23 protein-coding genes and 1 tRNA gene are annotated in these 24262 nt (G+C 52.7%); 11 read left to right on the top strand and 13 right to left on the bottom strand.

Going from position 1 to position 24262, the window contains the following annotated elements; genetic code table 11:
* Window positions 1-151: 151 nt before the first annotated feature.
* Together QJQ48_RS19370 and QJQ48_RS19375 are read left to right on the top strand one after the other, a co-directional pair.
* Window positions 152-1201 carry an AAA family ATPase gene (locus tag QJQ48_RS19370; RefSeq protein WP_346292900.1) on the top strand — a complete coding sequence of 350 codons (1050 nt, stop codon included), beginning with the start codon at window positions 152-154 and terminating at the stop codon, window positions 1199-1201.
* Entirely contained in the window at window positions 1191-3833 is a 2643-nt protein-coding gene (locus QJQ48_RS19375; RefSeq protein WP_346292901.1) for a S8 family peptidase, read from the top strand. Before QJQ48_RS19370 ends, QJQ48_RS19375 begins: the two co-directional genes overlap by 11 nt.
* A gap of 73 nt (window positions 3834-3906) precedes the next feature.
* On the opposite strand, the gene QJQ48_RS19380 is transcribed toward QJQ48_RS19375, so the two are convergent.
* A tRNA-Arg gene (locus QJQ48_RS19380) sits at window positions 3907-3980 on the bottom strand.
* Between the two features lie 51 nt (window positions 3981-4031).
* Here QJQ48_RS19380 and moaC point away from each other — a divergent pair.
* Window positions 4032-4538: a cyclic pyranopterin monophosphate synthase MoaC gene (gene moaC / locus QJQ48_RS19385; RefSeq protein WP_346292902.1), complete on the top strand. Its 507-nt coding sequence runs from the start codon at window positions 4032-4034 to the stop codon at window positions 4536-4538.
* Between the two features lie 74 nt (window positions 4539-4612).
* Entirely contained in the window at window positions 4613-5362 is a 750-nt protein-coding gene (locus tag QJQ48_RS19390) for a DUF561 domain-containing protein (protein ID WP_346292903.1), read from the top strand.
* Between the two features lie 95 nt (window positions 5363-5457).
* Here QJQ48_RS19390 and QJQ48_RS19395 read toward each other — a convergent pair whose 3' ends face one another.
* Window positions 5458-8055, bottom strand: coding sequence for a M1 family aminopeptidase (locus QJQ48_RS19395; RefSeq protein ID WP_346292904.1), 2598 nt, complete (start codon window positions 8053-8055; stop codon window positions 5458-5460).
* Window positions 8056-8371: 316 nt separating this feature from the next.
* On the opposite strand from QJQ48_RS19395, the gene QJQ48_RS19400 reads away from it, so the two are divergent.
* The gene (locus tag QJQ48_RS19400) at window positions 8372-9304 is read left to right on the top strand and encodes a class I SAM-dependent methyltransferase (RefSeq protein ID WP_346292905.1); all 933 of its coding nucleotides are present in this window, start codon (window positions 8372-8374) and stop codon (window positions 9302-9304) included.
* 247 nt (window positions 9305-9551) lie between these two features.
* Here the strand turns inward: QJQ48_RS19400 and QJQ48_RS19405 are convergent, their stop codons facing one another.
* Window positions 9552-10151, bottom strand: a complete 600-nt coding sequence (locus QJQ48_RS19405; protein ID WP_346292906.1) for a DUF2062 domain-containing protein — start codon at window positions 10149-10151, stop codon at window positions 9552-9554.
* Window positions 10152-10283: 132 nt separating this feature from the next.
* Here QJQ48_RS19405 and mnmE point away from each other — a divergent pair, with 132 nt between their 5' ends.
* A complete protein-coding gene (mnmE, locus tag QJQ48_RS19410) occupies window positions 10284-11663 on the top strand; it encodes a tRNA uridine-5-carboxymethylaminomethyl(34) synthesis GTPase MnmE (RefSeq protein ID WP_346292907.1) in 1380 nt (459 codons plus the stop codon).
* Between the two features lie 5 nt (window positions 11664-11668).
* Here the strand turns inward: mnmE and hisS are convergent, their stop codons facing one another.
* The 6 genes from hisS to proS form a co-directional block, all read right to left on the bottom strand.
* Window positions 11669-12979 (bottom strand): histidine--tRNA ligase, encoded by a 1311-nt coding sequence (gene hisS, locus QJQ48_RS19415; RefSeq protein ID WP_346292908.1) that lies wholly within the window; start codon window positions 12977-12979, stop codon window positions 11669-11671.
* 52 nt (window positions 12980-13031) lie between these two features.
* Window positions 13032-13352, bottom strand: coding sequence for a hypothetical protein (locus QJQ48_RS19420; RefSeq protein ID WP_346292909.1), 321 nt, complete (start codon window positions 13350-13352; stop codon window positions 13032-13034).
* Between the two features lie 22 nt (window positions 13353-13374).
* The gene (pedR, locus tag QJQ48_RS19425; RefSeq protein WP_346292910.1) at window positions 13375-13659 is read right to left on the bottom strand and encodes a photosynthetic electron transport-dependent transcriptional regulator PedR; all 285 of its coding nucleotides are present in this window, start codon (window positions 13657-13659) and stop codon (window positions 13375-13377) included.
* Window positions 13660-14067: 408 nt separating this feature from the next.
* On the bottom strand, window positions 14068-14751 hold the full coding sequence (locus tag QJQ48_RS19430) for a GerMN domain-containing protein (protein WP_346292911.1): 684 nt from the start codon (window positions 14749-14751) through the stop codon (window positions 14068-14070).
* Window positions 14752-14831: 80 nt separating this feature from the next.
* Window positions 14832-15635 (bottom strand): LmeA family phospholipid-binding protein, encoded by an 804-nt coding sequence (locus QJQ48_RS19435; protein WP_346292912.1) that lies wholly within the window; start codon window positions 15633-15635, stop codon window positions 14832-14834.
* Between the two features lie 2 nt (window positions 15636-15637).
* On the bottom strand, window positions 15638-17728 hold the full coding sequence (proS, locus tag QJQ48_RS19440; RefSeq protein WP_346292913.1) for a proline--tRNA ligase: 2091 nt from the start codon (window positions 17726-17728) through the stop codon (window positions 15638-15640).
* A gap of 219 nt (window positions 17729-17947) precedes the next feature.
* Between proS and QJQ48_RS19445 the strand changes: the two genes are divergently transcribed.
* Both QJQ48_RS19445 and QJQ48_RS19450 read left to right on the top strand, forming a co-directional pair.
* A complete protein-coding gene (locus QJQ48_RS19445) occupies window positions 17948-18490 on the top strand; it encodes a hypothetical protein (protein WP_346292914.1) in 543 nt (180 codons plus the stop codon).
* Window positions 18491-18809: 319 nt separating this feature from the next.
* A complete protein-coding gene (locus QJQ48_RS19450; RefSeq protein WP_346292915.1) occupies window positions 18810-19358 on the top strand; it encodes a pentapeptide repeat-containing protein in 549 nt (182 codons plus the stop codon).
* Here the strand turns inward: QJQ48_RS19450 and QJQ48_RS19455 are convergent.
* Both QJQ48_RS19455 and QJQ48_RS19460 read right to left on the bottom strand, forming a co-directional pair.
* Window positions 19355-19630 (bottom strand): hypothetical protein, encoded by a 276-nt coding sequence (locus QJQ48_RS19455; RefSeq protein WP_346292916.1) that lies wholly within the window; start codon window positions 19628-19630, stop codon window positions 19355-19357. The genes QJQ48_RS19450 and QJQ48_RS19455 overlap by 4 nt on opposite strands.
* Window positions 19631-20004: 374 nt before the next feature.
* A complete protein-coding gene (locus tag QJQ48_RS19460; RefSeq protein ID WP_346292917.1) occupies window positions 20005-20133 on the bottom strand; it encodes a hypothetical protein in 129 nt (42 codons plus the stop codon).
* A gap of 393 nt (window positions 20134-20526) precedes the next feature.
* Between QJQ48_RS19460 and QJQ48_RS19465 the strand changes: the two genes are divergently transcribed.
* Complete coding sequence (locus QJQ48_RS19465; protein ID WP_346292918.1) at window positions 20527-21189, top strand: hypothetical protein; 663 nt, start codon at window positions 20527-20529, stop codon at window positions 21187-21189.
* 206 nt (window positions 21190-21395) lie between these two features.
* The gene (locus QJQ48_RS19470; protein ID WP_346292919.1) at window positions 21396-22298 is read left to right on the top strand and encodes a hypothetical protein; all 903 of its coding nucleotides are present in this window, start codon (window positions 21396-21398) and stop codon (window positions 22296-22298) included.
* A gap of 95 nt (window positions 22299-22393) precedes the next feature.
* On the opposite strand, the gene QJQ48_RS19475 is transcribed toward QJQ48_RS19470, so the two are convergent.
* Entirely contained in the window at window positions 22394-22627 is a 234-nt protein-coding gene (locus tag QJQ48_RS19475) for a hypothetical protein (RefSeq protein ID WP_346292920.1), read from the bottom strand.
* Between the two features lie 215 nt (window positions 22628-22842).
* On the opposite strand from QJQ48_RS19475, the gene QJQ48_RS19480 reads away from it, so the two are divergent.
* Window positions 22843-23061, top strand: coding sequence for a helix-turn-helix domain-containing protein (locus QJQ48_RS19480; protein ID WP_346292921.1), 219 nt, complete (start codon window positions 22843-22845; stop codon window positions 23059-23061).
* Here the strand turns inward: QJQ48_RS19480 and QJQ48_RS19485 are convergent.
* Complete coding sequence (locus tag QJQ48_RS19485; RefSeq protein WP_346292922.1) at window positions 23058-24233, bottom strand: hybrid sensor histidine kinase/response regulator; 1176 nt, start codon at window positions 24231-24233, stop codon at window positions 23058-23060. The two genes, QJQ48_RS19480 and QJQ48_RS19485, sit on opposite strands and share 4 nt — an antisense overlap.
* Window positions 24234-24262 lie beyond the last annotated feature (29 nt).

Raw genomic sequence — 24262 nt, forward strand, 5'->3', positions numbered from 1 at the left:
CAATAATTATTGACATAGAGATAGCTCTATAAAATACACGTTATTTGATAGAGTTTACTATGTAATAATGTTGTATTTTGACCGTTATAGTTATTTTGATCGCAGGTAGCTCAGGTATCTTAGACGTAAGGCTGCAATCACAAGCGACACCATGAAAGGAGATGTGCTCAAGCGGTTATTTCGGGCGGTTGCCAGTGACGATTCACAGGCAGTGGAAAGTATGCTGTCCGTTGTCATCGCCGAAGAGCGTAAACTGGGTCATACCAAGTTAGCCGAGCAGCTTGATGCTATTCTGCAAAAGCGAGATCGCCTCGCTAGTTCTGAGCAACTATCCCTAGCGCCTCAATCACAAGATGCCTTAGCAGTTCCTAAACAATCTGCCTCTAGTTGTACGATTGCCCAGCCGCTTAAACCGCTGTCGAGCAATCGACGCTTCAACCATCCTTTTATCGTGACGATCCCCCGCGATCGCCTGCGGCATCACATGGTCTTATCCGATGCCGTTGAGGAGCGCTTCTGCCGTATCGAGCGGGAATATACGGCCCGCGATCGGTTGGCCCACTATGGCTTGAAGTATCGTCAGAAGATTTTGCTGTATGGCTCTCCAGGGTGCGGCAAAACCATGGGAGCCGAGCGCATTGCCTGGAACACAGGGCTGCCCCTAGTCAAAGTCCGCTTTGACGCGATGGTGTCTTCCTACCTAGGCGAAACCGCCACCAACCTCCGGGAAGTCTTCGAAACAGCCGCTGCGAATCCTTGCTTGCTGTTTATTGACGAATGCGACGCTCTCGCCAAGTCCCGCGAAGACGCCCAGGAAGTCGGCGAAATCAAACGAGTGGTCAATACCTTCCTCCAGTTGCTGGATGAATACGAGGTGTCTAACGGGCTGCTTATCGCCGCCACCAATTTGACCAAATTTTTGGATGAGGCCGTTTGGCGGCGGTTTGACGATGCGATCGAAGTTCCTAAACCCACAGAGCCAGAAATTCGCACCATTTTGAAACAGACCCTTGCTTCAGTCGAAGTGGGAACAGTGGATTGGGATGCGATCGTTCAGAAGCTGGTTGGCGTTTCTGCTGCTCAAATTGTGAAGATTGCACAAAGCGCTGCCAAGCGTGCCATCTTAGACAGGGAAGACCTGGTCATCCAAGAGCACTTGGAAGCTTCAACTCAAGACGTTTTAGTCACACATGCCGGATAACGCCTCGCCTTTTCCCCACATTCGTCTCAGATTAGCCAGTCAGGGGATTGCTGCTCCTCAAGGAGGCGGAGGGCGAAAAGTTTCTCCGATTACTGCTGCCAATAGAGGAAATGCAGGAGGTCACGGAGGAAAACTCAGATCTTCCGTTGACCTAATCACGACCAACTGGCGAGAGGAACAGGAAAAGCGGAAAGAGGAAAGCAAACCGGATCTCTCCTATGCCGTTTCATTCATCCTGCAAGTTGATCCCGACGCCTTCGACGCCGATGCCCTCAAAAGCTTCGGTATTGAAGTGGTCGCTGACTTGGAAGAAGGCTATATTATCGGCGCTTCGGCAGATACGGAGCTATCCGAACTGAGGAAGAAAATTGAAAATTTTATTAGCTCTGAGCGCGGTGGCGGCAAGGTTCCAGAAATTTGGGAACTCCTAGAAGGCACTCGTCGCCCAGAATATATTTTGTCTGACGCACTCAAAGCCGAATGGGATCAGGTTCAGGATAGTCATGACTGTATTGTTGATGTTGGTATCTCCTGTATCGATATTCAGGACCAATATTCCCGCTGTCCTAAACGAGAACACTACAAGACCGATGAAAGTTTTCAAAAAGGAGTCAAAAAATGGTTGTCTAAGCACAACCTAACTCCTGATGAATGGGATGACCTTTACTGTGACCGCTTGATCAAATTAAATGCATTTATTCACGGTTATGGTGGGACGATTATCAGTGATACTGGAGGCGACGAGGTTGGAGTTTCAAAACTGCCAGATAGTTTTTCTTGCCGCATACGTATTTCTGGTAAGGGCCTAAAGGATCTTGTTCTCAGTTTTCCTTATATATTTGATGTCAGTGAAGTTGATAGAGTTGATTTCCTACCAGTAAACCCTGATTCTTTAGGAGATGAGCGGGATAGCTTTGTCCTCGAACCTCCCAATCCTAGTGCCCCCCAAGTCTTTGTCTGTGTCATTGATAGCGGTATTCAGGAACGCCATCCTCTCCTTAGAAGGGCGATCGATATATCTAATTCGAGATCTTGGGTACCAGGAGAGCAAAATCAAACAGCAGACTCTGTTCCCAACGGTGGGCATGGTACTAGAGTCGCTGGTGCAGTCATCTACCCTCGTAAAATTCCTAAAACGGGACACATTCAATCAATCTGTTGGCTACAAAACGCGAGAATCCTTAACCGCTTCAATAAACTCCCTAAAAATATTTTTCCTCCAGAAGTATTGGAAGAAATTGTTGACTTTTACTTCGGACGTACCAGAACTCGTCTATTCAATCATTCCGTTACTAACATTACCCCTTGCCGAACCCAGTTCATGACTGCCTGGGCTGCTGCCATCGACAAGCTAACCTGGAATATGGGTGGAGATCTCCTCTTCATTGTGGCATCGGGGAATCTCAGCAGTACGAAGGACTATACCACTCGCCCCTCTGTTGCTGTTCATGTTGGGGCCGGTAGAAATTATCCGGACTACTTGCTTACGTCATCAGCAAGAATTGCTAGCCCAGGACAAAGTTTTCAAGCTCTGACAGTTGGTTCAATTGCTCATACCACTTATGATTTACCACCCCTGCGATCTCTAGCAGACACAGACTGCTGTTCAGCTTTTTCATGCACAGGCTTAGGCATCTGGAATACTATCAAACCTGAAGTTGTAGAATATGGCGGAGACTTTGTCATTGATTCCAGCGCTCAGCCCAACATCACTTGGCCTGAGCCTGTTTGCCCCGAATTAGTACGCTCTATAAGTAATGGCCCTGCCATCAGCCGAGATACTGTTGGCACGTCATTTGCGGCTCCCAAAGTCACCCATATTGCAGCCGCCCTGGCTGCCGCGTTTCCTGAGGAGAGCGCCTTGCTCTATCGCGCCCTGATTGTTCAATCAGCCCGCTTGCCCAATTGGACGCAAGAATCTGATGACAGGCTTTATCACGGCATTCGGACGATGGGGTATGGTCTTCCCAACCTTGAACGGGCTTTAGGAAATTCCCTCAACAGGATCACCCTCACAACTCCGGGTAATGAATACATCAAAGCCCGGCAAGCCAAAATCTATCAGGTTCAAATCCCTGAATTCCTGCTTAGGGAAGGCGAAGGCTTCGACATTCGCATCGAAATTACCCTGTCCTATGTTGCTGAACCTCGGCGCACCCGCCGCAATCGCCGGAAGTACCTCTCAACCTGGCTCGACTGGACCTGTAGCAAACGCGGAGAAGACCCCGACGCTTTCCTTACCAGGATTCTCAAAGAGTACGACCAAGTCCCCCCAGATGCTGACGAGGGAGAAAGTGGGTTTCCCTGGACCTTAGGTAAGAGACAAGCGAGAAGACGCGATGATGGAACAGTTCCTTTACAAGGAATTGATGGCATCGTTAAAGAAGTTTCCAGAAGCGCTGGAACTATTCAAAAAGATTGGGCAATCGTTAAATCCTACAATCTCCGTGAGGGCTTCTGCGTTGCCGTAGTAGGTCACCAAGGCTGGAATAAAGATTCAGAAGCCACTGTGCCATACTCTTTAGTCGTCAGCTTTGAGGCAGTGAATTCGAAAATTCCCATCTACGAGGCTTTTACTCAAATTCGACAACCATTGCAGGTCCAACAGCAGGTAAGTGTAACAGCCTCTTAGTATAGATTTTCAGTCAATTCAAAACATATAGATATTTACACACCCATACATTCATTTATGTTTAGCTTCTAAACGGGCGAGGAGGGATTCGAACCCCCGACACCGTGGTCCGTAGCCACGTGCTCTAGTCCACTGAGCTACACGCCCTTGTCAGGCTTTTAATCCTAACATACAAGAAACGGCAAAACAATTGCGCTCATGGAAAAAATTTCAGAGACGGCTCAATCTCCGGCGCTGAGCCACTTGAATGCCCAGGGACAGGCCCACATGGTGGATGTCTCTACCAAGGCAGTTACCGTGCGACGGGCGATCGCGGCGGCAGCTTTACGAATGCAGCCGGAAACCCTGACGGCGATCGAGTCGGGTAACGCGCCCAAAGGGGACGTGATTGGCACAGCCCGTTTAGCAGGCATTATGGCCGCTAAGCAAACCGCCAATCTGATTCCGCTCTGCCACGCCCTGCCAATTCAGAAAGTGGAGGTGCAAATCACTGCCGATGCGGCCCTACCGGGCTATCAGATTCGGGCCGAGGTTAAGACCAAGGCTGAAACCGGCGTAGAAATGGAGGCGCTGACGGCAGCTTCTGTGGCGGCACTGACGCTCTACGACATGGCAAAAGCGCTGGAAAAGTCAATGCAGATTGAGCACATCCGGCTGCTGAGCAAAACGGGGGGCAAATCGGGAGACTATCAGGCTGACGCTTAAAAGAAGCGACACATTCCTACTTCAATGCTTCGCTGGAATGGCAAAATAGGTCAGACCTCAAAGACTGAGAAACTATGACCCTTCATCCTCATCTCCAGCGATCGCTGACCGCAGGCCAAGCGCTGAAAATCATTAGCGGCCTGACCAACTTTGATCCGGTGCAGGTCGCCCGCGTGGTACAGGCGGCTGATCAGGGCGGCGCCACTTTTGTCGATATCGCTGCCGATGCTGAACTCGTGCGTCTGGCTCGGCAGCACACAGCGCTGCCGATCTGCGTCTCTGCCGTGGAGCCGGAGAAATTCTTAGCCCCCGTGGCTGCCGGAGCAGATTTAGTTGAAATTGGCAACTTTGACGCTTTTTATGCCGCAGGACGCCGTTTTGAAGCGGCTGAAGTTTTGGCGCTAACCCAGCAAACGCGATCGCTCCTGCCTGAGATGACGCTATCTGTGACGGTACCCCATATTCTGCCCCTAGACGAGCAGGTGGCCTTAGCAGAACAGCTAGTTGAGGTCGGAGCCGACATCATTCAAACCGAGGGGGGCACCAGCAGCCAACCCATTCATGCTGGCACCCTGGGCCTAATTGAAAAAGCAGCGCCGACCCTAGCAGCCGCTCACGCCATTTCTCAGGCCGTCTCGGTGCCGGTACTGTGTGCCTCTGGTCTGTCAGACGTAACCGCGCCTATGGCGATCGCAGCAGGCGCTGCCGGAATTGGCGTTGGCTCAGCGGTGAATAAGCTGGACAACGTGGTGGCAATGGTGGCAGTGGTGCGCAGTTTGGTAGAGGCGATCGCCCGCGTTCGCCGCGCCCAAGTTCGGGTATAGCCTCGCCACTGGCTGCTTGCGCACTCACCCGCAGGGGTTTGGCATCACCGAACCCCGACTTGCCTGCTATCAACCCACCAAATTCTGGCGGTCTATTAGTCAGCTTTGCTTTTGGCTTCTAGTGCTTCTAGTCGGCTCTTGAGTTCTTGGTTGGCCTGCTTCAGTTCGTCGACTTCCTTCTGCAGCGTCTGCACCGCCTGATTCGAGTCGATCGCTTTACGCACCTTCTCGAGCGCCTCTTCGGCCCGACGCCGCACCCGACCGTCTGGAGTTTGGTGGGCTAGGGCTTGCAAGACGCTGACGGCACCGGAGACTTCCATCTGGCCTAGCGCTCCCACTACTGAAACCTGGGTTAAGAAGAAGTCTTCGCGGGAGAGGGCTTCGAGCCGCTCCAGAATTTTGTTGAGATTGGGCTTGCTTTGGCTGGTGGAAATGCTGCCTAAAGCCCGGATGGCACCTAACCGCAGGGCTTGGGGGACACCTGCTTCGGTGTACTTAAGGATGATTTCTAGAGCTTCATCCGAAGTTTTGAGCTGGCTGAGTCCGGCGATCGCCCCAGATCTGACCACCTCGTTCCAGCCCGATCGCTCTTTCAGCACCGTTTCTAGCAGCTTCACCACTTTCTTCTCTTTAGACTTGCCGTTGAGGCTAGTCGCCCCGACGCTGCCCAGGGCTTTGGTCGCGGCAGATTCCACATAGTAGCTATCGTCACCCGCTTCAACCAGCGCCTTCAGCGCCTTATAGCTTTCCTGAGTTTTGATGTCTCCCAAGGCTTCTACGACAGCCCGACGAACACGGGGATGGCGATCTTGCAGACTTTTCTGCAGTCCCTCAAACGCCTGATCGAGGTTGATTTTGGCTAGATTCTTGGCCATCTCTACCCGCACCCCCCAAAAAGCTTCAGCCTGCATCGCTTCGGTTAGGGTATTAACCGCCTCTAAGCCGCCTTTTTGGGCGATCGCCTCGGCAGCGGCAATCCGCGAGAGCGGATCGGGGTCAAACTGAAGCTGGGCCTTCAGTTCCGCCATTGGATATTCCAGCTTGACGGTTTTGGTGAAGTGGTTGCCGGCGTCAAAGCTGACAAACTGGGGCTTGTTTTCTAGCGGGAAGTAGAAGGTTTGGGCCCGCTCATGCAGCCGTACCGTGAAGGTTTTCAGCTCGGCCTTGCCGTCATTCACATAGCCAAAGGCGATCGGCACACGCAGGTCAAATAGGCCGCTACTGCTGCTGGTATCGCCTTCTTTGGCCTGAGTCTGGGTCACGCTGAGCTTTGCCAGGTTACTGTCGCTGTCCCAGCTATAGCTGACGCTGTAGTCAGGGTGGCCGCCACGAAAAACGTATTGGTCAAACAAGAAGCGTAGATTGCGCCCGGTGGCCTTTTCGATCGCCCGAATCAGGTCAATCGTCTCTACCGTACTGTGGGCGTTGTCTTGCACAAAGGTATGAATCGCTTTTTGAAACAGCGTGTCGCCCAGCTCAGTGCGCAGCATGTGGTAGACGCAAGCGCCTTTTTCATAAATGTGGCGATCGTAGAGTTCGATCGCTTCCCGGTAAACATGGGTCACCATCGGGCGGCGATAGCGAGTTTTGTCTTCGCTCAGGTAGCTGCGCATTTCGCCCAGGCGGTAGTAGGCGGCTTCTTCAGCCCCATATTCGTGGTCGGTCCACAGCACTTCGGAATAGGTGGCCATCCCCTCTTTCACCCAGGCGTGTGACCAGTGGTTAATCACCAGCAAATCGCCAAACCACTGATGGGCTAGCTCATGGGCTACTAAGCTTTCCGAACTGCGATTATCCACGGCGGCGCGCTCGTCGATTAGGCAGCGATCGGTGAGCAGGGTGGTGGAGGTATTCTCCATGCCGCCAAAGATGAAATCGGCAACGCAGACCTGGGCGTATTTAGGAAAGGCGTAGTCGTAGCCAAAAAACTGGCTAAAAAATTCAATCATCTGGGGCGTTTTGCCCATTGTCCGCTGGCCATCTGTCTTACGCCCTTTCTCGACGTAGTAGGTAACTGGAATGTCGCGCCACTGGTCTTGGATAACGTCAAAATCACCTACTGCCAGAGTCATGAGGTAGGTGGGATGGACCTGCTTTTGCGCCCAGTGGTAGATTTTGCTGTCGCCGTCTTCTTCAGTGGCAATCAGCTCGCCGTTGGAAACAGCCACGTATTCCTGAGGCACCCGCACCCGAATTTCTGAAGTGGAAAGCTGACCGGGATAGTCGAAGCAGGGGAACCAGAAGCGGGAATCTTCATCTTCGCCCTGGGTCCAGACCTGCACGGGCTTATCGGGATAGTCGTCATTTGGGCCAATAAAATAGAGGCCGCGCTGGGGCTTTTCGCTGCGATAGGCGATCGCCAGGGTGAAGGGTTTGCCGGTCGCGGGCGATTCTTTCAGCGTAATCCGGAGCTGCTCACCGTCGTAGTCGAAGGGCTGCTTGGTACCGCCAATTTTAACCGAGTCAATTTGCAGGCTGACTGCATCCAGCGTCAGATGCTCAATGTTGTCACGGATGGGATTAATCCGAATCTTGCAGGTACCTGTATAAGCCTGATGCGGAATATCTAACGCTAGATCTAAAGCAATATGCTCAACTTTGCCGGGTTTATCGGGGCTGTAATGGGGCTTGGCACCGGGCAGTTCAAAAGACTTGTATTGAGGCTTTTCGGTATCTAGGTAGAAGTTTTCCATCGGCAAACCTGAATTCTGAACGAGAGATAAAACGCTGATCAATCCGGAGCTAGCCCGTAGGATGGGCAAAGGGTCTGGCCCATATCCATAAAATGTTTTGTCTAGGCAATAGAATATTTTGTAGATGATGGTCACGCTTCGCTTTGCCCATCCTACCGAGACTATTCATAGCAGGATATATAGGGGAATACTCTTTGCCTGTCCGACATTGGTGGCACTGACTCAGCACCTTTTACCTAGAGTAGCGTCTATCTACTAGCTGAAGGGAGGAAGGTTTGGAATAATAAGCCTACTGCATTTAAAAAGCGAATTTAATATGACTGCTGTTGTCCCTAGCCTTACCTCTCGCGCCGTCAATGGCCTCCTTGCCGTCAAGCCGCTGGCTAATATCGCCAAGTCCAGAGCCAGGAAAATGATGATCGATCGGGCCGAATCTATCGGTGTCTTTTGGCGAGATGAGGTCAAGGCATTGCAGCAGCGCGATCGCCCCGACGACTTTGCCCCTGACTGGCAGAGCGATCTTGCCGCTCTGCAAAATCCTGATTTAGCCTATCCTGACTACTACGTCACCAGCTTCCATGCCTACGAGGAGGGCAATCTCGGCTGGACACCGGCGATGGAAGTGGAAGTTGCTGCCCGCGCTGTCCATGCCCGCATTTGGCCAGAAGCGGGTGCCCAGGGGGATACCTGCCTGCGCCAAAGCTATCACGATGTCCTCACCGCCCACCTGCCGACCTCCCCTCAAGCGATTGTAGATCTTGGCTGTGGGGTGGGCCTTAGCACTTTTGCCCTGCGCCATACCTTTCCGCAAGCCCAGCTTACGGGTATTGATTTGTCGCCCTATTTTTTGGCAGTGGCGCAGTACCGCGATCGCCAGCGGTCGGCCTCTATCAATTGGCTCCATGCTGCCGCTGAAGCAACGCCCCTCCCCAGCGTCTCCTGCGACCTAGTTTCCGCTTGCCTGGTCTTTCACGAGCTGCCCAAAACGGCGGCGATCGCCATCATTCAAGAAGCCCGGCGACTGCTGCGTCCCGGTGGACATCTCGCCATCATGGACATGAACCCCCACTCCGAGGTCTTCGCCAAGATGCCTGCCTTTGTGCTGACGCTGCTCAAAAGCACTGAACCTTATCTGGATCAGTACTTTGGCCTAGACATGCCTCAGGTTATGCAAGCATCAGGCTTCACGACTCCGGTGCAGGTGCAGAATAGTCCTCGCCACCGCACTTTCATTGCTCAGGCCATTTAGTTTAGACAAGAGCGCTCTCGCAAGTCGCTGACTCGCTCGGATGCACCTTGGCGTTGCACCGGGCTGGTTGAGGGGCTAGAACCCTCGAAAAAAACTAGGGACTTCTACATAATGCGATCGCGCTTTGACTTTAGGTTCAGCGATCGCAGCTACCAGTTGCTTGCATAAGCGTGCCTGAGCGGCATTCCATTCCAGTAGCTGTATCACCCAGGCCCACGCCTTAGCACTCCAGTAAAACCTTAGTTCCCTACCGACGACGCTGCAAGCGTCGCTGCCGTCCCCAAAGAATCAGCCGCAGCCCCCCAAAGTAAGCCACGATCGCACACAGCGCTCCCATTACCGCACAGCCGACGAACAGAGTCAGCGTAATATCTGCGCCCATCGCCATCCACGCCTCTAAAGACTGCTCATCGGGAATGGCAACTGCGCCGCTGCGATCGCCCAATAGCCAGCGGCCCACCTGAAAGTTCAGGGCGTAGATCGGCACATAGGTAAAGGGATTGCTCACCCAGGTACCCGCTGCCGCCAGGATCTTGTTGCCGCGAATCACAAGAGCAATGGCAATTCCTAAAATGGTCTGAAAGCCAAACAAGGGAAACAATCCGGCAAAAACGCCTGCGGCCAAGCCCCGCGCTAAAGCTTTAGGGCTGCCCTGGAGGCGAATAAAGCGATAATAAAAGTATTTCAGACGCCTTTGCCAGACTTTCTTTTTCTTCACGGTCGCGGCGGGGAGAGGATGGGCAGAGAGTGTATGCAATGAACTGGGTGGCAAAACAACGGGAGTCCGGCGGGACTGAGCTGAGGGCAATACAGGCTCGCCCAGTAAGCTAGACGGTTTAAATGACATGGGGTGAGCGCGTTTATTATCCCTGTAGCTTTTATTATGCTGACTGCAAGGCATGATCCGCAGCCGTTACCCTAGGAATCCCCCATCTCTTCAAAAAGTCCGCTTATTTTCAAAGAATCCGCAGCCATCACAATGTCATCAGTTGTTCAAGCAGAAACCATTGCGGCGATCGCCACAGCTATTGTGCCCCAGCAGGGCAGCGTGGGGATTGTGCGTCTGTCGGGAGCCGAGGCTCAGGCGATCGCTCAAACGCTCTTTCACGCCCCCGGCCAGCAGCCCTGGGAGAGCCACCGCATTCTCTACGGCTATGTGCGCCACCCTCAGACCCAGCAGATGATTGACGAAGCCCTGCTGCTGCTTATGCTGGCTCCCCGTTCCTACACCCGTGAAGACATTGTGGAGTTTCACTGTCACGGCGGCATCATGGCGGTGCAGCAGGTCTTGCAGCTCTGTTTGGCAGCGGGAGCGCGACTGGCTCAGCCAGGAGAATTTACCCTGCGGGCTTTTCTCAACGGGCGGCTGGACTTGACCCAGGCCGAGGGAATCGCCGACCTGGTGGGGGCGCGATCGCCCCAGGCGGCCCAAAGCGCGCTGGCAGGCATTCAGGGTAAGTTGGCCAACGCCATTAGCCACCTACGGCAGAGCTGCTTAGACATTCTGGCCGAGGTGGAAGCTCGTATCGACTTTGCCGATGACCTGCCGCCCTTAGATGAAGCGGCGATCGCCCAGCAGTTGGCTCAGACTTCAGCACAGGTGGAGCAAATTCTGGCGACGGCCCATCAGGGGGAACTGCTGCGATCGGGCTTGCGGATTGCGATTGTGGGGCGGCCCAATGTGGGCAAGTCTAGCCTGCTCAATGCTTGGAGCCGCAGCGATCGCGCCATTGTCACCAATTTGCCGGGGACGACCCGCGACGTGGTGGAATCGCAGCTTGTGGTAAGGGGTATTCCGGTGCAGGTGCTCGATACCGCAGGCATCCGGGAGGCGCTAGATCAGGTGGAAAAAATCGGCGTCGAGCGATCGCGGCAGGCGGCACAGTCAGCGGATTTGGTGCTGCTGACGATAGATGCGGCTGCGGGCTGGACGGATGAGGATGAACTGCTGTATCAGCAGGTAGGCGATCGCCCTTTGATTCTGGTCATCAACAAGGTCGATTTGGCCCAGCCGGAAACGCTGACCCTACCGTCTATTGCCGGACAGACTGTTTATACCGCTGCCGCTAAGAATCACGGCATTGAATCTTTAGAACAGGCCATCTTGAACGCGGTGCAGGCGGGCGGACTGATAGCTGCCGACTGGGACTTGGCGATCAATCAGCGTCAGGCCGCTGCTCTGACCAGGGCGCAGGCAGCTTTAGAACAGGTACAAAAGACGCTGCAAGACAACCTGCCGCTGGACTTTTGGACTATTGACCTGCGAGCCGCCATTCGCGCTCTAGGCGAAATCACGGGGGAGGAAATGACCGAATCCATGCTCGATCAGATTTTCAGCCGTTTTTGTATTGGCAAGTAGAAGCGTTATCGCTGTCCCTGTACCTGCTGCCGCAGCGAGTCGATCGCCTCAGACAAATCAGCCTGCGAGAGTTCCTGCTGCTCTCCAGATTTGAGCCACTTGAGCTGCACCGTTTTGTTCTCGGCCTCGCTATCCCCCAAAATTAAGCAGCCCACTGCGCCGCTGCGATCGGCCCTTTTAAACTGTTTGCCAAAGGCAGAGCCGCTGAGGTCAATTTCCACAGAAAATCCGGCCTGACGCAGCGTTTGGGCGATCGCCAACGTTTGCCGCTCCGCCTGCTCCCCGCGCGACACCACGTAAAAATCGAGTTCGGCAGGCTGGGATTCCTGGAGCTGTTGCAGCAGCAGCGTCAGCCGCTCTAGACCAATAGCCCAGCCTACCGCTGGCGTATCCGGGCCGCCTAGCTCAGTGACCAAACCGTCATAGCGACCGCCGCCGCAGACGGTAGCCTGTGCCCCTAAATCCGCCGACTGAATTTCAAAGGCGGTATGGGTGTAGTAGTCGAGGCCGCGCACCAGGCAAGGATTCAGCTCATAGGCAATCTCTAAATCAGTGAGAATCTGCTGCACGGTGTCGAAGTGCTGCCGGGAGTCATCGCAGAGGTGATCAAGGATGCTGGGAGCGCTTTGAACGATTTCCTGGGTTTTAGGGTCTTTGCTGTCGAGGATGCGGAGGGGATTGCGGCTGAGGCGATCGCGGGAGTCAGCGTCTAAGTCGTCTTTGTAGGGGGTGAGATAGGCCACGAGGGCTTCCCGGTAGGCTTGGCGATCGCTCTGGTTACCCACCGAATTCAGATAAAAGCTGAGATTTTTGAGGCCCACGGCTTGCAAAATGTCGGTAGCGATCGCAATCACCTCCGCATCTGCTCTGGGGTCGCGGCTACCTAAGACCTCTACCCCCAACTGAGAAAACTGCCGCTGCCGTCCCTTTTGGGGGCGCTCATAGCGAAACATCGGCCCGGTATACCAGAGCCGCTGCACGCCCCCCTGAGCGTAGAGGCTATGCTGAATGTAGGCTCGGACCACGCCAGCCGTGTTTTCCGGACGCAGCGTCACCGAGCGATCGCCGCGATCTTGGAAAGTATACATTTCCTTGCCGACTACGTCCGTCGCTTCGCCAATGCCCCGCTCAAACAGGGCCGTCTGCTCAAAAATGGGGGTGCGAATTTCTCGGTAAGCAGCCCGGTGTAAAATACCGCGTGCTGTAGCCTCAACGTGCTGCCAAATCGCTACATCGGCTACCTTGACGTCCTTACCCGTAAACTGTGTCAGCGGCAGGATATCTTCCGTACCTGTTAGCTTTTGCAGCGTTTCCATCAGTATTCTTTCAAAGATTCAAACTAGCCCATCCTACCGTAGTGGAAAGCGGCTAGCGCCCAATATTTTCCCAAGCGCCATAGCGATCGCCGTAGTAGGTCAAAATCACTTCTACCTGGGCCTGAAATGTCTCTGCTGACTCTGCTGGGTAGCGAATCCATAAGCCTCCCACCTGACTCTGCAGATAGTCAAATTCCTGAGAAGTCTGGGGCAGCAGGCCGGTTTCAACCTGGTCAAGCTGCCGCAGGTGAGCGGCCACTTCTCGATACACAGCTAGCGGCAGGCGCGGACAGCGCAGTTGAAACTGAAGCTGTTTAGACGGGGGAGTGTCGTTGCTGTCTGAAGACGGTGAAATTGAGCTAGTCTGACCCATTGGCGGCAAAGTCTTGAAATTGCTATGAAGCTATCCCGTTGCGAGGAATATTAGGCAGCGGGCAGCAGTTCACATCTTCTAGACAAACTTTACCCCACTGCAGCGCCCACTTGACTAGGGCTACCCGATTACCCGTCGCGGTTTTGGTCAGGATGTTGCTGATATGGTTATCGACGGTACGCTTGCTGATCTCCAGCTGCTCAGAGATTTCTTGGTTGGTCAGACCCAGCGCCACCAGTTCAACAATTTGCAATTCCCGTTCTGAAAGGGTGCCTGTGGCATTCAATTGAGGAGACTCATTACTCATGATGACTTTTCCCGCGCTTCGGTGACTATCTCAGTACTGTGTATATCTGCTTAGCTATATTTGCCTAGCTTACCTCTTAATGTTAAAAGCCGATACCATATTTAGCTACGTTCGTAGCACAGGCTTTGCGACTTGTAATGCTTCGCCACACAGATTCCAGAGATAGAGCCAAAGGCTTTAAGGCTAAGGCATGCCGGTTCACCGCCCAGGCTTAAACCCCAGGCGGCACAGCAGATAGCCGCTATCACAGACTAAATTCCAGCGCGTGATCAGGCGCGTATAGACAGGGCAAGCCTATCTTGCCTGAAACTTTTGTCTTTTAGATCGATGCAGTTGATGTCGTTAAATAGCAAACTGGGCGGTTCAGCCTTTCCGGTTTTAAGCAAATGAGCAGGTATCTTTGGGCGCTTAGAGCGGGTAGTTTTCGTCAAACTCAGCGCGGGTCATGGGTTGAGAGACTTCTAAGCCTTCACCCCCCAGCAGGGTCAGGGGTTCTCCTTCAACTGAGATCCAGACGGGGGTATCGGGATCGAGGCTGCTAGCGGTATAGATCACCTGACCCAGGCGGCCCATCATCGCGGCACTGCCACCGCCGAAGGTGAAATCCTGAGATAGATCAACGTGTACGCCATCGCTAGCCACTTCTACGCCTAGAAGCTGGGTGGCCTCTGGGACAGCCGAAGCGCCTTTAACGGCTTGGCCTGGCCCAGCCAGAAGTTGTTCAAATGCCTTTTGAATTTGGGCTTCCGGCTCCCCGGCTGCCAAATCAATGCTTTGGGGCGTCAGTGCAAAGCGAGTGCCTTCATCTTGCAGCCAGTAAACCTGTCCTGTTTGAGCGGCGTCAGGACGGGCAGCGCTGGTCTGGGGCGATCGCGGTTCAGTTGGCGCTTCCTCAGCCGGTTCTAACGGCGTTTCAAAGCCAGGCGTCTCGCTAATCGGTTCTTCGATACTGGGAAACTCAGGGGTAGCCGTTCTGGGTGAGAGCGATCGCCAAGTAATCAGCGCAGTTGCGCCTCCCGCAGCTAAAACAACGGCAGAGAGACCCGCTACGACACCGAGTGGAATTTGTCGAAGTCCTTTTTTATCTTCCATGTTCTCCTCCATTTGGGGTCGCAGCCCCTTATCGTAGAAAGTCGGCGTAAAAATACTAAAGTGGGAATTTAGCCGTAAGTCTAGGGACTCTCCTCAGTGGCTAAGACCGATGGCTCGACTCTAGCAAACAGGGCTAGGTTTGTCGTCGATTCATTAATTTTCAGCTCTAAAACGCGGGCCATCACCCCCGAAGTCTCTAAAGTTTGTAAATTCAGCCGAGTATTAATACCGTCAATTAGCTGCTGCACTAGCTGACTAGGAGCAGGCTCACCGTCTACCGCGATCGCAGGATCGACTAGACGCAGATCGCTCCCGCCGGCAATAGCAATACCCGTTTCAATCACCACGTCCAAGACTTCGTCAGCCACAATATCCTTGATATCGACTTCTATCTGCAGCCGATTGTTGCCAATAAAGTTAATCTGAGGGTTTTCCAGGCGATAGCGCTGAGCGCGGCGATCGCGGCGGGATGAGAAAAAGTCAAAGCTGAGATTGCTCAGACGCTCTGCTACGCCAGGGGAGGCCAGAAACTGATTGATGTCCTGCTCGTCTAGCTCCAGGCGCATTGCCGCCTGAAAGGGCGCATCTAGCTGCAAATCACCCCGTCGCAGCCGCTCCAGATTAAAATCGACGGTATCGGTTTCTAGCTCAAAGGCGGCAATGCGCAGGTTCTCAACCGGCACAATGCCCCGTCCCGCGACCCGCACGTGATCCACCTTGCCCTGCAAAAGCTGAAAGGATGGTGCATTGTCTATGCGCACCACTAGCTCGTCGGCTGAAATTAGCCGCGAGCGAATATTATCTTCAGCTACCTGATCCACCACAAACCCCACGGGCGAGATCAGGGTCAGCAGGCCGGAGAGCAGAATTGTAATCAGTTCCATACCTACGAGTTTAGAGCCTGATCAATCCACTGTTTGAGGGTACCGACCACCTCGGCAATCGGCATATCGGCTGACTCATGGCTGGCCCGCTTCACCACTTCGACTTTGCCGTCCTTCAGCGATCGCCCGGTGACGACCCGAAAGGGAATGCCAATCAGGTCAGCGTCCTTAAATTTGACCCCGGCCCGCTCGTCCCGGTCGTCTAGAAGCGTCTCAATTCCGGCAGCCTGCAGATCGGCGTAGAGCTGTTCCGCCGCCTCTACCTGCTTTGAGTCAGCAATATTGGGAATTACCACAATGGCCTGATAAGGCGCGATCGCCACTGGCCAGATAATGCCATCCTTGTCGTAGGACTGTTCCACTGCCGCCTGAGCCAGTCGGGAAACCCCCACACCGTAGCAGCCCATCACCAGCGGCACTTCTTCACCGGCTTCATTAGTGTAGGTTGCTCCCAGGGCCTGAGAATATTTGGTACCGAGCTGAAAAATATGGCCAATTTCAATGCCCCGCGCCGTTTGTAAGGTTTGGGCCGGATCGTGCAGGGCGCGATCGCCCGCCTGCGCCTTGCGCACATCTACTTTATGGGACGGTAGCTCAAACTGCTCACCCCAGTTGGCCCCGACGACGTGATAGCCCGACTCGTCTGACCCCGTGACGAAGTTCTGCAGCCCCACAGCAGTCTGATCCACTATGCGATCAAATTTGAAAAGTGTTTCACCTTGATTGAGCAGGTTCTCTAACTGTTTGCTCTTAATAGTCAATCCTTCTGATCCAAATAAGCTATTTTTCTCATCACCAGAAGTCTGTTTACGGGCATCTTCAAGGTTCTTCCAGTAAGTACGAGCAGCTTCGCAAATTGCCGCTAATGCCTCTTGAGGGTTTCTGAGATCTGTTGATGAGGGAATATATTCAGTTATTTTTCGAACTGTACCTATACTCTTCATTGACAAAACTTTCTTAATATCCTCATCTGTCTCCAGTCGAAGTTGAGCCTGAAAGTATTTACTCCAATCTAGTTCAGGCGATATGTATCCTACAGGTAATGGTTCTAAGCTAAGTTCCTCCGGTACTGGAAGAACTTCCAAAGCTTGTAGAGAAACAATTGTTACATCCCCCAGAATTTTAGAAACCTCATTCTGTAACTTAACTTCGTTGACTGTTTGATCACCACGAATACTCACTGAAATCACTAGTCTGAAGTCAAGTAGTAAGGAAGACCTTCGATATTGGATATCGTATAGGACGTTTTTGACAATCTGCGTCGGTGAGCACTTGAGGAACTTAGCCAGCGACTCGATGGTGGGGGTATTGGGGGTGTCTAGCTTTTCGTAACTGTCGAAGGAGGAAGCGACGGCATCGGCGGGTTGGGAAACCGCTTTCTCCACGTTGGCGGCATACTGGCCGTCCTCGGTGTAGAGCACTTCATCTTCCCCCGCCTCAGCCAGCACCATAAACTCATGGGAACCGGCAGAGCCGCCAATCGCACCAGCATCAGCTTCCACCGCCCGAAAAGCCAGCCCGCAGCGACGTAAAATATTGCTGTAGGCCGTGTACATATCCTGATAGGTCTGTTTGAGGCTCTCCGTGTCGGGGTGGAAGGAGTAGCCATCTTTCATGATGAACTCGCGCCCCCGCATCAGGCCAAAGCGGGGCCGAATCTCGTCGCGAAACTTAGTTTGAATCTGGTAGAGATGGAGCGGCAGCTGACGATAGGAGCGAATCATATCACGGGCGATCGCCGTAATCACTTCTTCATGGGTTGGCCCCAGTCCCAGAAGCTGCTCCCGCCGATCAATCAGGGAAAACATGATGCCTTCTGCCTTGGTGTAGGTTTCCCAGCGGCCCGATTCCTGCCAGAGGTCAGCCGGTTGTAGCTGGGGTAATAGGCATTCCTGCGCCCCCGTGGCGTTCATCTCCTCGCGGACAATCTGAGAGACTTTGCCCAAAACCCGCCACAGCAGCGGCAAATAGGCGTAGACGCCGCTGGTGATCCGCCGAAAGTAGCCGGCTCGGAGTAACAGCTTATGGCTAGGAATTTCTGCCTCAGCCGGATCTTCTCGCAGGGTCACAAAGAGCATCTGAGACAGTCGCATGGCGGCTTGCTTCTCCTAATATTTTCTGTCGCTTATCTTCAGTTAAGAATAAAACATTCGGGCAAAGAGAGAATATACAGCCTGCGGCAGCCCCTGCAGCGTCTAGCGCCAGCAGGTCGTTAAGTTAAATAGAGCCAAGGAACCTATATTAATTTTGCAAAGTCGCTAAAAACTACTAATACTTCGGTAGCTTAGGGGCGATCGCCCGATTAAATAGATTTGCACACTGACATGATTTGGCAGCAGGTAATTAAAATTGCGTTTCCGCTTTCGCTAACGCTGGGAGGCTGGGCACTCACCTCGGCTACCGCCCCCACCCAGGCGCAACCGCTTCAAATCGCGCAGGCCCAGTCGGCTGAAGACTATGGGCGAGCCATGCGCATTGGCTATGCCGCCACCGCTCAGAGGGACTACCAGACGGCTCTGATTAACTTTCGGCGGGCACTGGCGGCTAGGCCGGGCGATCGCTACGCCATTGCCGCGATTGCTAACGTCCAATCTTATATTGACCAGGTACGAGCGATCGAGGCCAGAAACCGCCGCGTTGAAGAACTGCAAGATACGCTAGCAGAAGCCGTTGACGAGCAAGACTGGGTCTGTGCCGCTGCGACGATAGATGCCTTAGTGCCTCTGGTACCGCCAGATTCAATTGAGCGAGGTCGTTTAGTGGCTTATCGAGGAGAACTGACCGGCCTGCTAGAAGCACGGGCCAGTTTGGAAAACTGGTCTACAGTTTGCTCGGCTAACGTTGCCACCGATTAGAGCTGAAGGATCACAGCTGTCACCCAAAAATCTTGCCTATCAGCGATAAAGCAGCTCCACGCAAACGTTGCACTTCACCTGAGCATTTGTTACATTAGTTTACAAAGAAATGAAACTTCATAAGCACTGCGTTGCCGCTGACATAGCGCTGCGGGTAGCTGCATGAATAAGCTGATCGGTCAGTTCTGACAGGGGCGATAGGGCCGACCGCGTTTTAAGACTGCAAAGGCGAGCCGCCGCCCCTGACCGCGCTTTGAGATTCCTGTAGCGTGCGTCACAGAAGTTCAAGCAAACCTGACACGGAGCCAATCGAGTCAACATGGAGGCTATCAAGCTACTACAACACTACGCCATCGGTAAGCGCGACTTCAGCTATTGGAATCTCCGTGAAACCTGGATCCTAAGGGCCGATCTAACCGGCATTATCTTGCGCCGCGCCGACTTATCCTGTGCTAGTTTGCAGCAGGCTGATCTGACTCTGGCCAATCTGTCTCATGCCAACCTCTGGCGAGCAAACCTAAAGCAGGCCGCTTTGCCTGGTGCTAATCTCTGTCAGGCGGTTTTAATTCGCAGTTGCTTAGAGTCTGCTAATTTGACTCAGGCCCACTTATCCCAGGCAGATTTGCGCTTGGCAAGCCTGGTAGGGGCGCAGCTTCAGGGGGCTAACCTGCAAAATGCGAATCTTTGCTATGCCGATTTAACCGACGCTGATTTGCGGGGGGCTGATCTAGCTGGGGCCGACCTGACCGGAGCCTGCCTGAAAGGTGCGGTGGTTGAGCGGTCTCAGCTAGAAGCTGCCACGCTGGAGCGGGTGAGCCTGTCAGAGGCTTCAATCCTAGAAACCGATGCCGAGCTGGCGAAAGCTTAGGTTTGCGAGGTCAGCAGTAAGCGAGTGCGCCATAGCTGTGCCCGGCAGATCAGCGGACTGTAATGTACGATAAGTTCCTTCTGTTCTAGGGAGGGTAGCCGCTTGGCTACGTCATATTTGGCGATCGCCGCTGCAATCGTACGGGCATCGGTTTTAGGTATGCCTTCACGAACGAGCTTCATCCAGTAGGCAATACCGATTTGCTTGATGTAGGCGTTTTGCTCTGAGCGATCGCCCGTGGAAAAAGTGGTGGGGGAAGTCTGTGCTAGCATTTGGGGCTTTGGGTTAGGGAACAAAAGTTTGTAAAAAATGAAATAGTGTCTCAATCGCAACGGGGACAACCGTGTGAGGTGGTCCGGGCCTGTTTCAAACTACAAAGACGCTCCCTCAGCTCATCATAAGCCAAGGCGTTGGTCGTTACCTGAAAGCCCTCTCTTGGTTCAACCTGCAGTAGGCGTTCAATCACGATTTCTTCTTGCGTCGTTAGCGATTCACTTAGCAGAGCAGAAAGCAGGCTATAGCCGCTGCGAAGAGCAATGCACCCAAATTGAAAAGTTAGAGAGTTGGCTTTGAGGTTAGCCGCTAAGTGAATCTGAGGTCGCATAGATGCAATTACTGAACTGATAGTCTTACTATCTCGTTTTTCTCAAAATTTCTCCGTGACTCTACCCATACCGCCGACGTGATCTTCCTGGAGTCGGGGCGTGATGAAAGCTGCGATCGCTTGTGACCAAATTGGGCTGGCGGCTGTGACCGAGATTACAACGACAGTCAAAAAAGCAGCTTCAAAGTCTTGGTGATCATTCAGACAGCAGTGATTCTTTGAAAAATCCAAATAATCAGGGCCGCGGTCTTAAAGTTTAGGTTTTGACTCAGCCAAAACTGCAAGCAGGTAGTTGCAGTCGGGCATGTTGACAACAGCAAGTAAACGGCAGCTAAACTCACTCACTCTGTTTTATAGTCAACAGGCACAGTCGTAGAAATACTGATTTATTAAAGAGTCGATGATAGCTGCAAATATATTCACAAAAAGGCTTTTTCACTTGCTAGCCTGGATAAAGTGAAATTATGTCTAGTAAAAAAAGCCACTCACTTTACTAGATACTTAGCCCCTGCAAAATCACGTTTACAGATACTACTTTTTAGTCTTTAGGAAGGTCGTCACTCTATGAAACTTCGTTCTTTATTAGGAGCTTCTCTCGTGGGAGCTAGCCTGATAGGGCTTTCAGGGGCCAGCGCGGGTGCTGCTCAGTGTAACGCCGGCAACGTTACGTTGGCCCTGGGCGCTTCTAGCCAAAGCTCATTAGCCTGCATTGGCTCTTTTGATGGTAACGATACCGGAGCGCAGGGCAACCTGCTAAATGAGCTGAACAGCATCGACTTCACTAGCTCAGAATGGGATGTTTTCAGCATTGATGAATCTACGATTAGCGGGTGGGAAATTCTCGCCAAGTCGGATGAGGGCGGCAGTGGTTTAACTGCTGATAACGGCAGCACATCAGGCTCTTGGAGCTTCAACAACAGCGGCAGCACAATTGACGGCCCGTTTGTGTTGAGCTTGAAAGCAAGTAATTCTTGGAGCGCCTATTTCTTTGATAACTATCAGCAAGCTGCTACTGCCCTAGCAGGTTCTTTTGAGACTGATGGAGTTTCCACGAATAAGAAAGGAAAGGCCCAGGCACTTTCTCATGCCACTATCGCCCGCGCCATCTTCACGCCTAAAAACTCGGAACAAGGTTACCAAGAAATTCCGGAACCAGGGGCGGCAGCGGCCCTAGGACTCTTTGCGCTCGGCACTGTGCGTACGCTCAAGCGGCGTACTGCTCAGTAATTTAGCGCTCAGACTGTATTGAGTAGCTCAGACCGTTTAATTACTTCTCTAACATTGGCTCCCCAGCGTTGGAGAAGAAAAAGATTTCAAATAATTTTTCGCTTATATGTCACGAGGCTTTTGCAGCCATCCCTAAAGCGCTTAAAACCTGTACTACTTCAAGCCCCCTACTCAGATCTGCACAATTCCATTCGCTTGAGGTATTCATGAAACATATTCGACGTTCTCTTTTAGCTGTTGCTCTACTGCTAGCTGGGACAGGTGTTACGGTTGCGGCTCCCGCCCAAGCTGTCAGCCTCAACTTTGACGAGGGCTTTGCTGGGGCTGACGGCACTCGCATCACTAACCAGTGGCAAAATACGCACGGCGTCAGCTTTAGCACCAACAAATCTCACGGATTGCTGCTCTATGACACAGCCTGCAAAGGCAAAGGGGGTGACAATGGCTATTCAGCTAACGGCTTTACCAATGTCTGCACAGGCGGCGATCGCGACTTAGCCACCGGCAAAGGCGCTTACAAGCAAGGAGGAAACTGGTATGGTTACGACACGCCAGAACAGGGTAACGTCCTGATTATCCAAGAGAACAGCAGCAATACGCCGGACGACAATGGCAGCGGCGGCAAAGTGTTTATCGACTTTGACCTAGATAAGTTTGCCTCCGGTATTACCTTCGACAAGTTTGGCTTTGTGGATTTAGACGAGGCGATTATTCGCAATCAAAAGCTGAACTTCACTTTCGCCTACGCCGATGGCCGAGACGACTTCACGATTGATAACGACAACTACGAAACTTACGTGACTGACACTGTTTTATCAAAGGAGTGGGACTTCAACTCCAATACCAAAACGGGCAGAACAGGTGGAGCACTAGAAGGAGACAACTCCTTCAGAGAATTCACTTTCGACAACGGGAATGGAGACTTTGACGGCATTAAGCAAATCATCGTGAACTATCAGGGAGCCAGCGGCGCGATCGCTTCCTTTGACTATCAAGAAACACAATCGCCGGAAGATCCTGCCTCTGTCCCCGAACCGGGCGCAGCGGCTGCCTTAGGACTCTTTGCACTCGGTACTGTGCGTACGCTCAAGCGGCGGGCGGCTCAGTAATCTGCGTCTTTGTTCTATTTGGGGTGTATCTACAAAATTAGTCAGCTTGTGACAGCCGAGTTTCTTCTGCGTTGGAAGAAACTCGGCTGTGGCGTTCAACCCTGATAGTATCGAGTCAAAATTCGGATGACTTCGCCCTGGATGGGGGAGGGCAGCGGCGGACTCCACTCATAAACCTGAGAAAAGCCTTGCAGATAAAGCCGCATAATGACGCTTTCAACCCCGTCTGGAACGCCGCAGGCAAGCAGGCGAATCGGTTGGCGGTTGGCGGGAGAAGGCGCTGCCGTTTGCTGCAGCAGTTCTGGAATGGTCTGAACAGTTGGTATCATGATGAGTAATCAAATAAGTTTGCCCGCGATCGCCTTTCAGATGCGATCGCGTTTTTTTGTCCGTATCTATCGGTGATCAGACAAGTCGTAGTATAAGTTTTTTGCGCCCTTTTATCAATGCAGCGGCAAATTAAATTGCCGCTACGGCAAACATACAGCTATTTGAAAGCCCCGGATGATAGCATCTGCTTGCATATAGAGAACTGGCAGATCGTGTGATTCGGTGGCGGTTAGCAGTAGTCATGGCAGAGCGCGATATGAGCAATAAAGAACTTGCTGCGCTTACGGGAATGCATCCGACTTCAATTTCTAAACTGAAAAGTCGGCGGCGGTTTACCCGCATTGATGAAGCGACCTTGGATGCGCTTTGTGTTGCACTGCGCTGTCAGCCTGGGGATTTACTGGTGCATCAGACCGTAGACGAAGGGACTTAGCTCTGAGCGCTGCTGACGTTTTGCACGACAGGTAGATAAACCCGAAACGTGCTGCCTTCATCGATCTGAGACTCTACCTCGATGCGTCCCTGATGGGCTTTGATAATCCGAGATGAGAGGTGCAGCCCCAAACCGCTGCCTGCCCGCATGTGCTGTCCCTGGCGGAACCACTCAAAAAGCTCTTGCTGATCCTCTGCCGAAATGCCAGTGCCTGTATCCTGAATCACCGCAACGGCATACTTTTCTCGATCTATTCTGCCGTCGCCATTCTTTAACTCAACGCGAATTGTAATTCCCCCTTCATCCGTAAACTTGATGGCATTGCCAATCAAATTCGTAATCACTCGCCGGATTTCTAGGCAGTCTCCCACAATCTTGCCATCCCAGTTAGCGGCTTGAGAACTGCTGGTTTGCAGCTCCAAATTAAGCCCTTTCTCTTCAATCAAAGGCCGCAGTTCTTCAACCACATCTCGAATCAAACCTTCAAAATCGAAGCGAGCAAACGTCATTGTTTTCTTACCCGCTTCGTGCCGATACACCTCCAGCAGCGTATTCACCATTTGCAGCAGATTTTGGTTGCTGCCAATAATGCCCTCGATCGCTTCCTGGGCAGTCGAGGCTACATCGCCAAATGTGCCTCTTTGAAGCAGGGTTAACATGCGATCGGCTGCCACCAAAGGCGTGCGCAAGTCGTGGGTAAGGCGAGAGACAAAATCCTCCCGCTGACGCATAATTTCTTGTTCAGCATCAATGCTGTGCTTCAGCCGCAGCAGCGCTCGCACCCGCGCCAGCAGTTCATCCATGTCAAAGGGTTTACGAATAAAGTCGTCAGCGCCTGTATCTAATCCTTTCACCACGCTTGACTCCTCGTGGGCCGTGACGAGAAGAATGGGGATAAATGGCAAATTGGGATTGCTGCGAATCTTCTGTGTCACCTCATAGCCATTCATACCCGGCATCATCACATCTAGCAGCACCAAACTCGGCGGAGACTGATGAACCTGCTCCAAAGCAGACATACCATCTTCGGCGAAGCTAAGCTGATAGCCTTCTTCTTCCAAAATGGTTTGAACTAAAAATAAGTTATCAGGAGAATCATCAACGACTAAAATACAATCGCTTTGCGCTTGAAAAGAGGGTGAGGCATCGACATCGTGAATGGGCTGAAGCATTGTATTTTGAAAATAATTTAGTAAGAATA

The organism is Sphaerothrix gracilis Ecp01, assembly GCF_030405905.1.
GTDB classification, from domain to species: Bacteria; Cyanobacteriota; Cyanobacteriia; order Phormidesmidales; family Phormidesmidaceae; genus Sphaerothrix; species Sphaerothrix gracilis.

Excerpts from the sequence above, each read along its gene's own strand:
- QJQ48_RS19370 (WP_346292900.1), top strand. The coding sequence starts at position 152 with ATGAAAGGAGATGTGCTCAAGCGGTTATTTCGGGCGGTTGCCAGTGAC.
- QJQ48_RS19375 (WP_346292901.1), top strand. The coding sequence starts at position 1,191 with ATGCCGGATAACGCCTCGCCTTTTCCCCACATTCGTCTCAGATTAGCC.
- moaC (WP_346292902.1), top strand. The coding sequence starts at position 4,032 with ATGGAAAAAATTTCAGAGACGGCTCAATCTCCGGCGCTGAGCCACTTG.
- QJQ48_RS19390 (WP_346292903.1), top strand. The coding sequence starts at position 4,613 with ATGACCCTTCATCCTCATCTCCAGCGATCGCTGACCGCAGGCCAAGCG.
- QJQ48_RS19395 (WP_346292904.1), bottom strand. The coding sequence starts at position 8,055 with ATGGAAAACTTCTACCTAGATACCGAAAAGCCTCAATACAAGTCTTTT.
- QJQ48_RS19400 (WP_346292905.1), top strand. The coding sequence starts at position 8,372 with ATGACTGCTGTTGTCCCTAGCCTTACCTCTCGCGCCGTCAATGGCCTC.
- QJQ48_RS19405 (WP_346292906.1), bottom strand. The coding sequence starts at position 10,151 with ATGTCATTTAAACCGTCTAGCTTACTGGGCGAGCCTGTATTGCCCTCA.
- mnmE (WP_346292907.1), top strand. The coding sequence starts at position 10,284 with ATGTCATCAGTTGTTCAAGCAGAAACCATTGCGGCGATCGCCACAGCT.
- hisS (WP_346292908.1), bottom strand. The coding sequence starts at position 12,979 with ATGGAAACGCTGCAAAAGCTAACAGGTACGGAAGATATCCTGCCGCTG.
- QJQ48_RS19420 (WP_346292909.1), bottom strand. The coding sequence starts at position 13,352 with ATGGGTCAGACTAGCTCAATTTCACCGTCTTCAGACAGCAACGACACT.
- pedR (WP_346292910.1), bottom strand. The coding sequence starts at position 13,659 with ATGAGTAATGAGTCTCCTCAATTGAATGCCACAGGCACCCTTTCAGAA.
- QJQ48_RS19430 (WP_346292911.1), bottom strand. The coding sequence starts at position 14,751 with ATGGAAGATAAAAAAGGACTTCGACAAATTCCACTCGGTGTCGTAGCG.
- QJQ48_RS19435 (WP_346292912.1), bottom strand. The coding sequence starts at position 15,635 with ATGGAACTGATTACAATTCTGCTCTCCGGCCTGCTGACCCTGATCTCG.
- proS (WP_346292913.1), bottom strand. The coding sequence starts at position 17,728 with ATGCGACTGTCTCAGATGCTCTTTGTGACCCTGCGAGAAGATCCGGCT.
- QJQ48_RS19450 (WP_346292915.1), top strand. The coding sequence starts at position 18,810 with ATGGAGGCTATCAAGCTACTACAACACTACGCCATCGGTAAGCGCGAC.
- QJQ48_RS19455 (WP_346292916.1), bottom strand. The coding sequence starts at position 19,630 with ATGCTAGCACAGACTTCCCCCACCACTTTTTCCACGGGCGATCGCTCA.
- QJQ48_RS19465 (WP_346292918.1), top strand. The coding sequence starts at position 20,527 with ATGAAACTTCGTTCTTTATTAGGAGCTTCTCTCGTGGGAGCTAGCCTG.
- QJQ48_RS19470 (WP_346292919.1), top strand. The coding sequence starts at position 21,396 with ATGAAACATATTCGACGTTCTCTTTTAGCTGTTGCTCTACTGCTAGCT.
- QJQ48_RS19475 (WP_346292920.1), bottom strand. The coding sequence starts at position 22,627 with ATGATACCAACTGTTCAGACCATTCCAGAACTGCTGCAGCAAACGGCA.
- QJQ48_RS19485 (WP_346292922.1), bottom strand. The coding sequence starts at position 24,233 with ATGCTTCAGCCCATTCACGATGTCGATGCCTCACCCTCTTTTCAAGCG.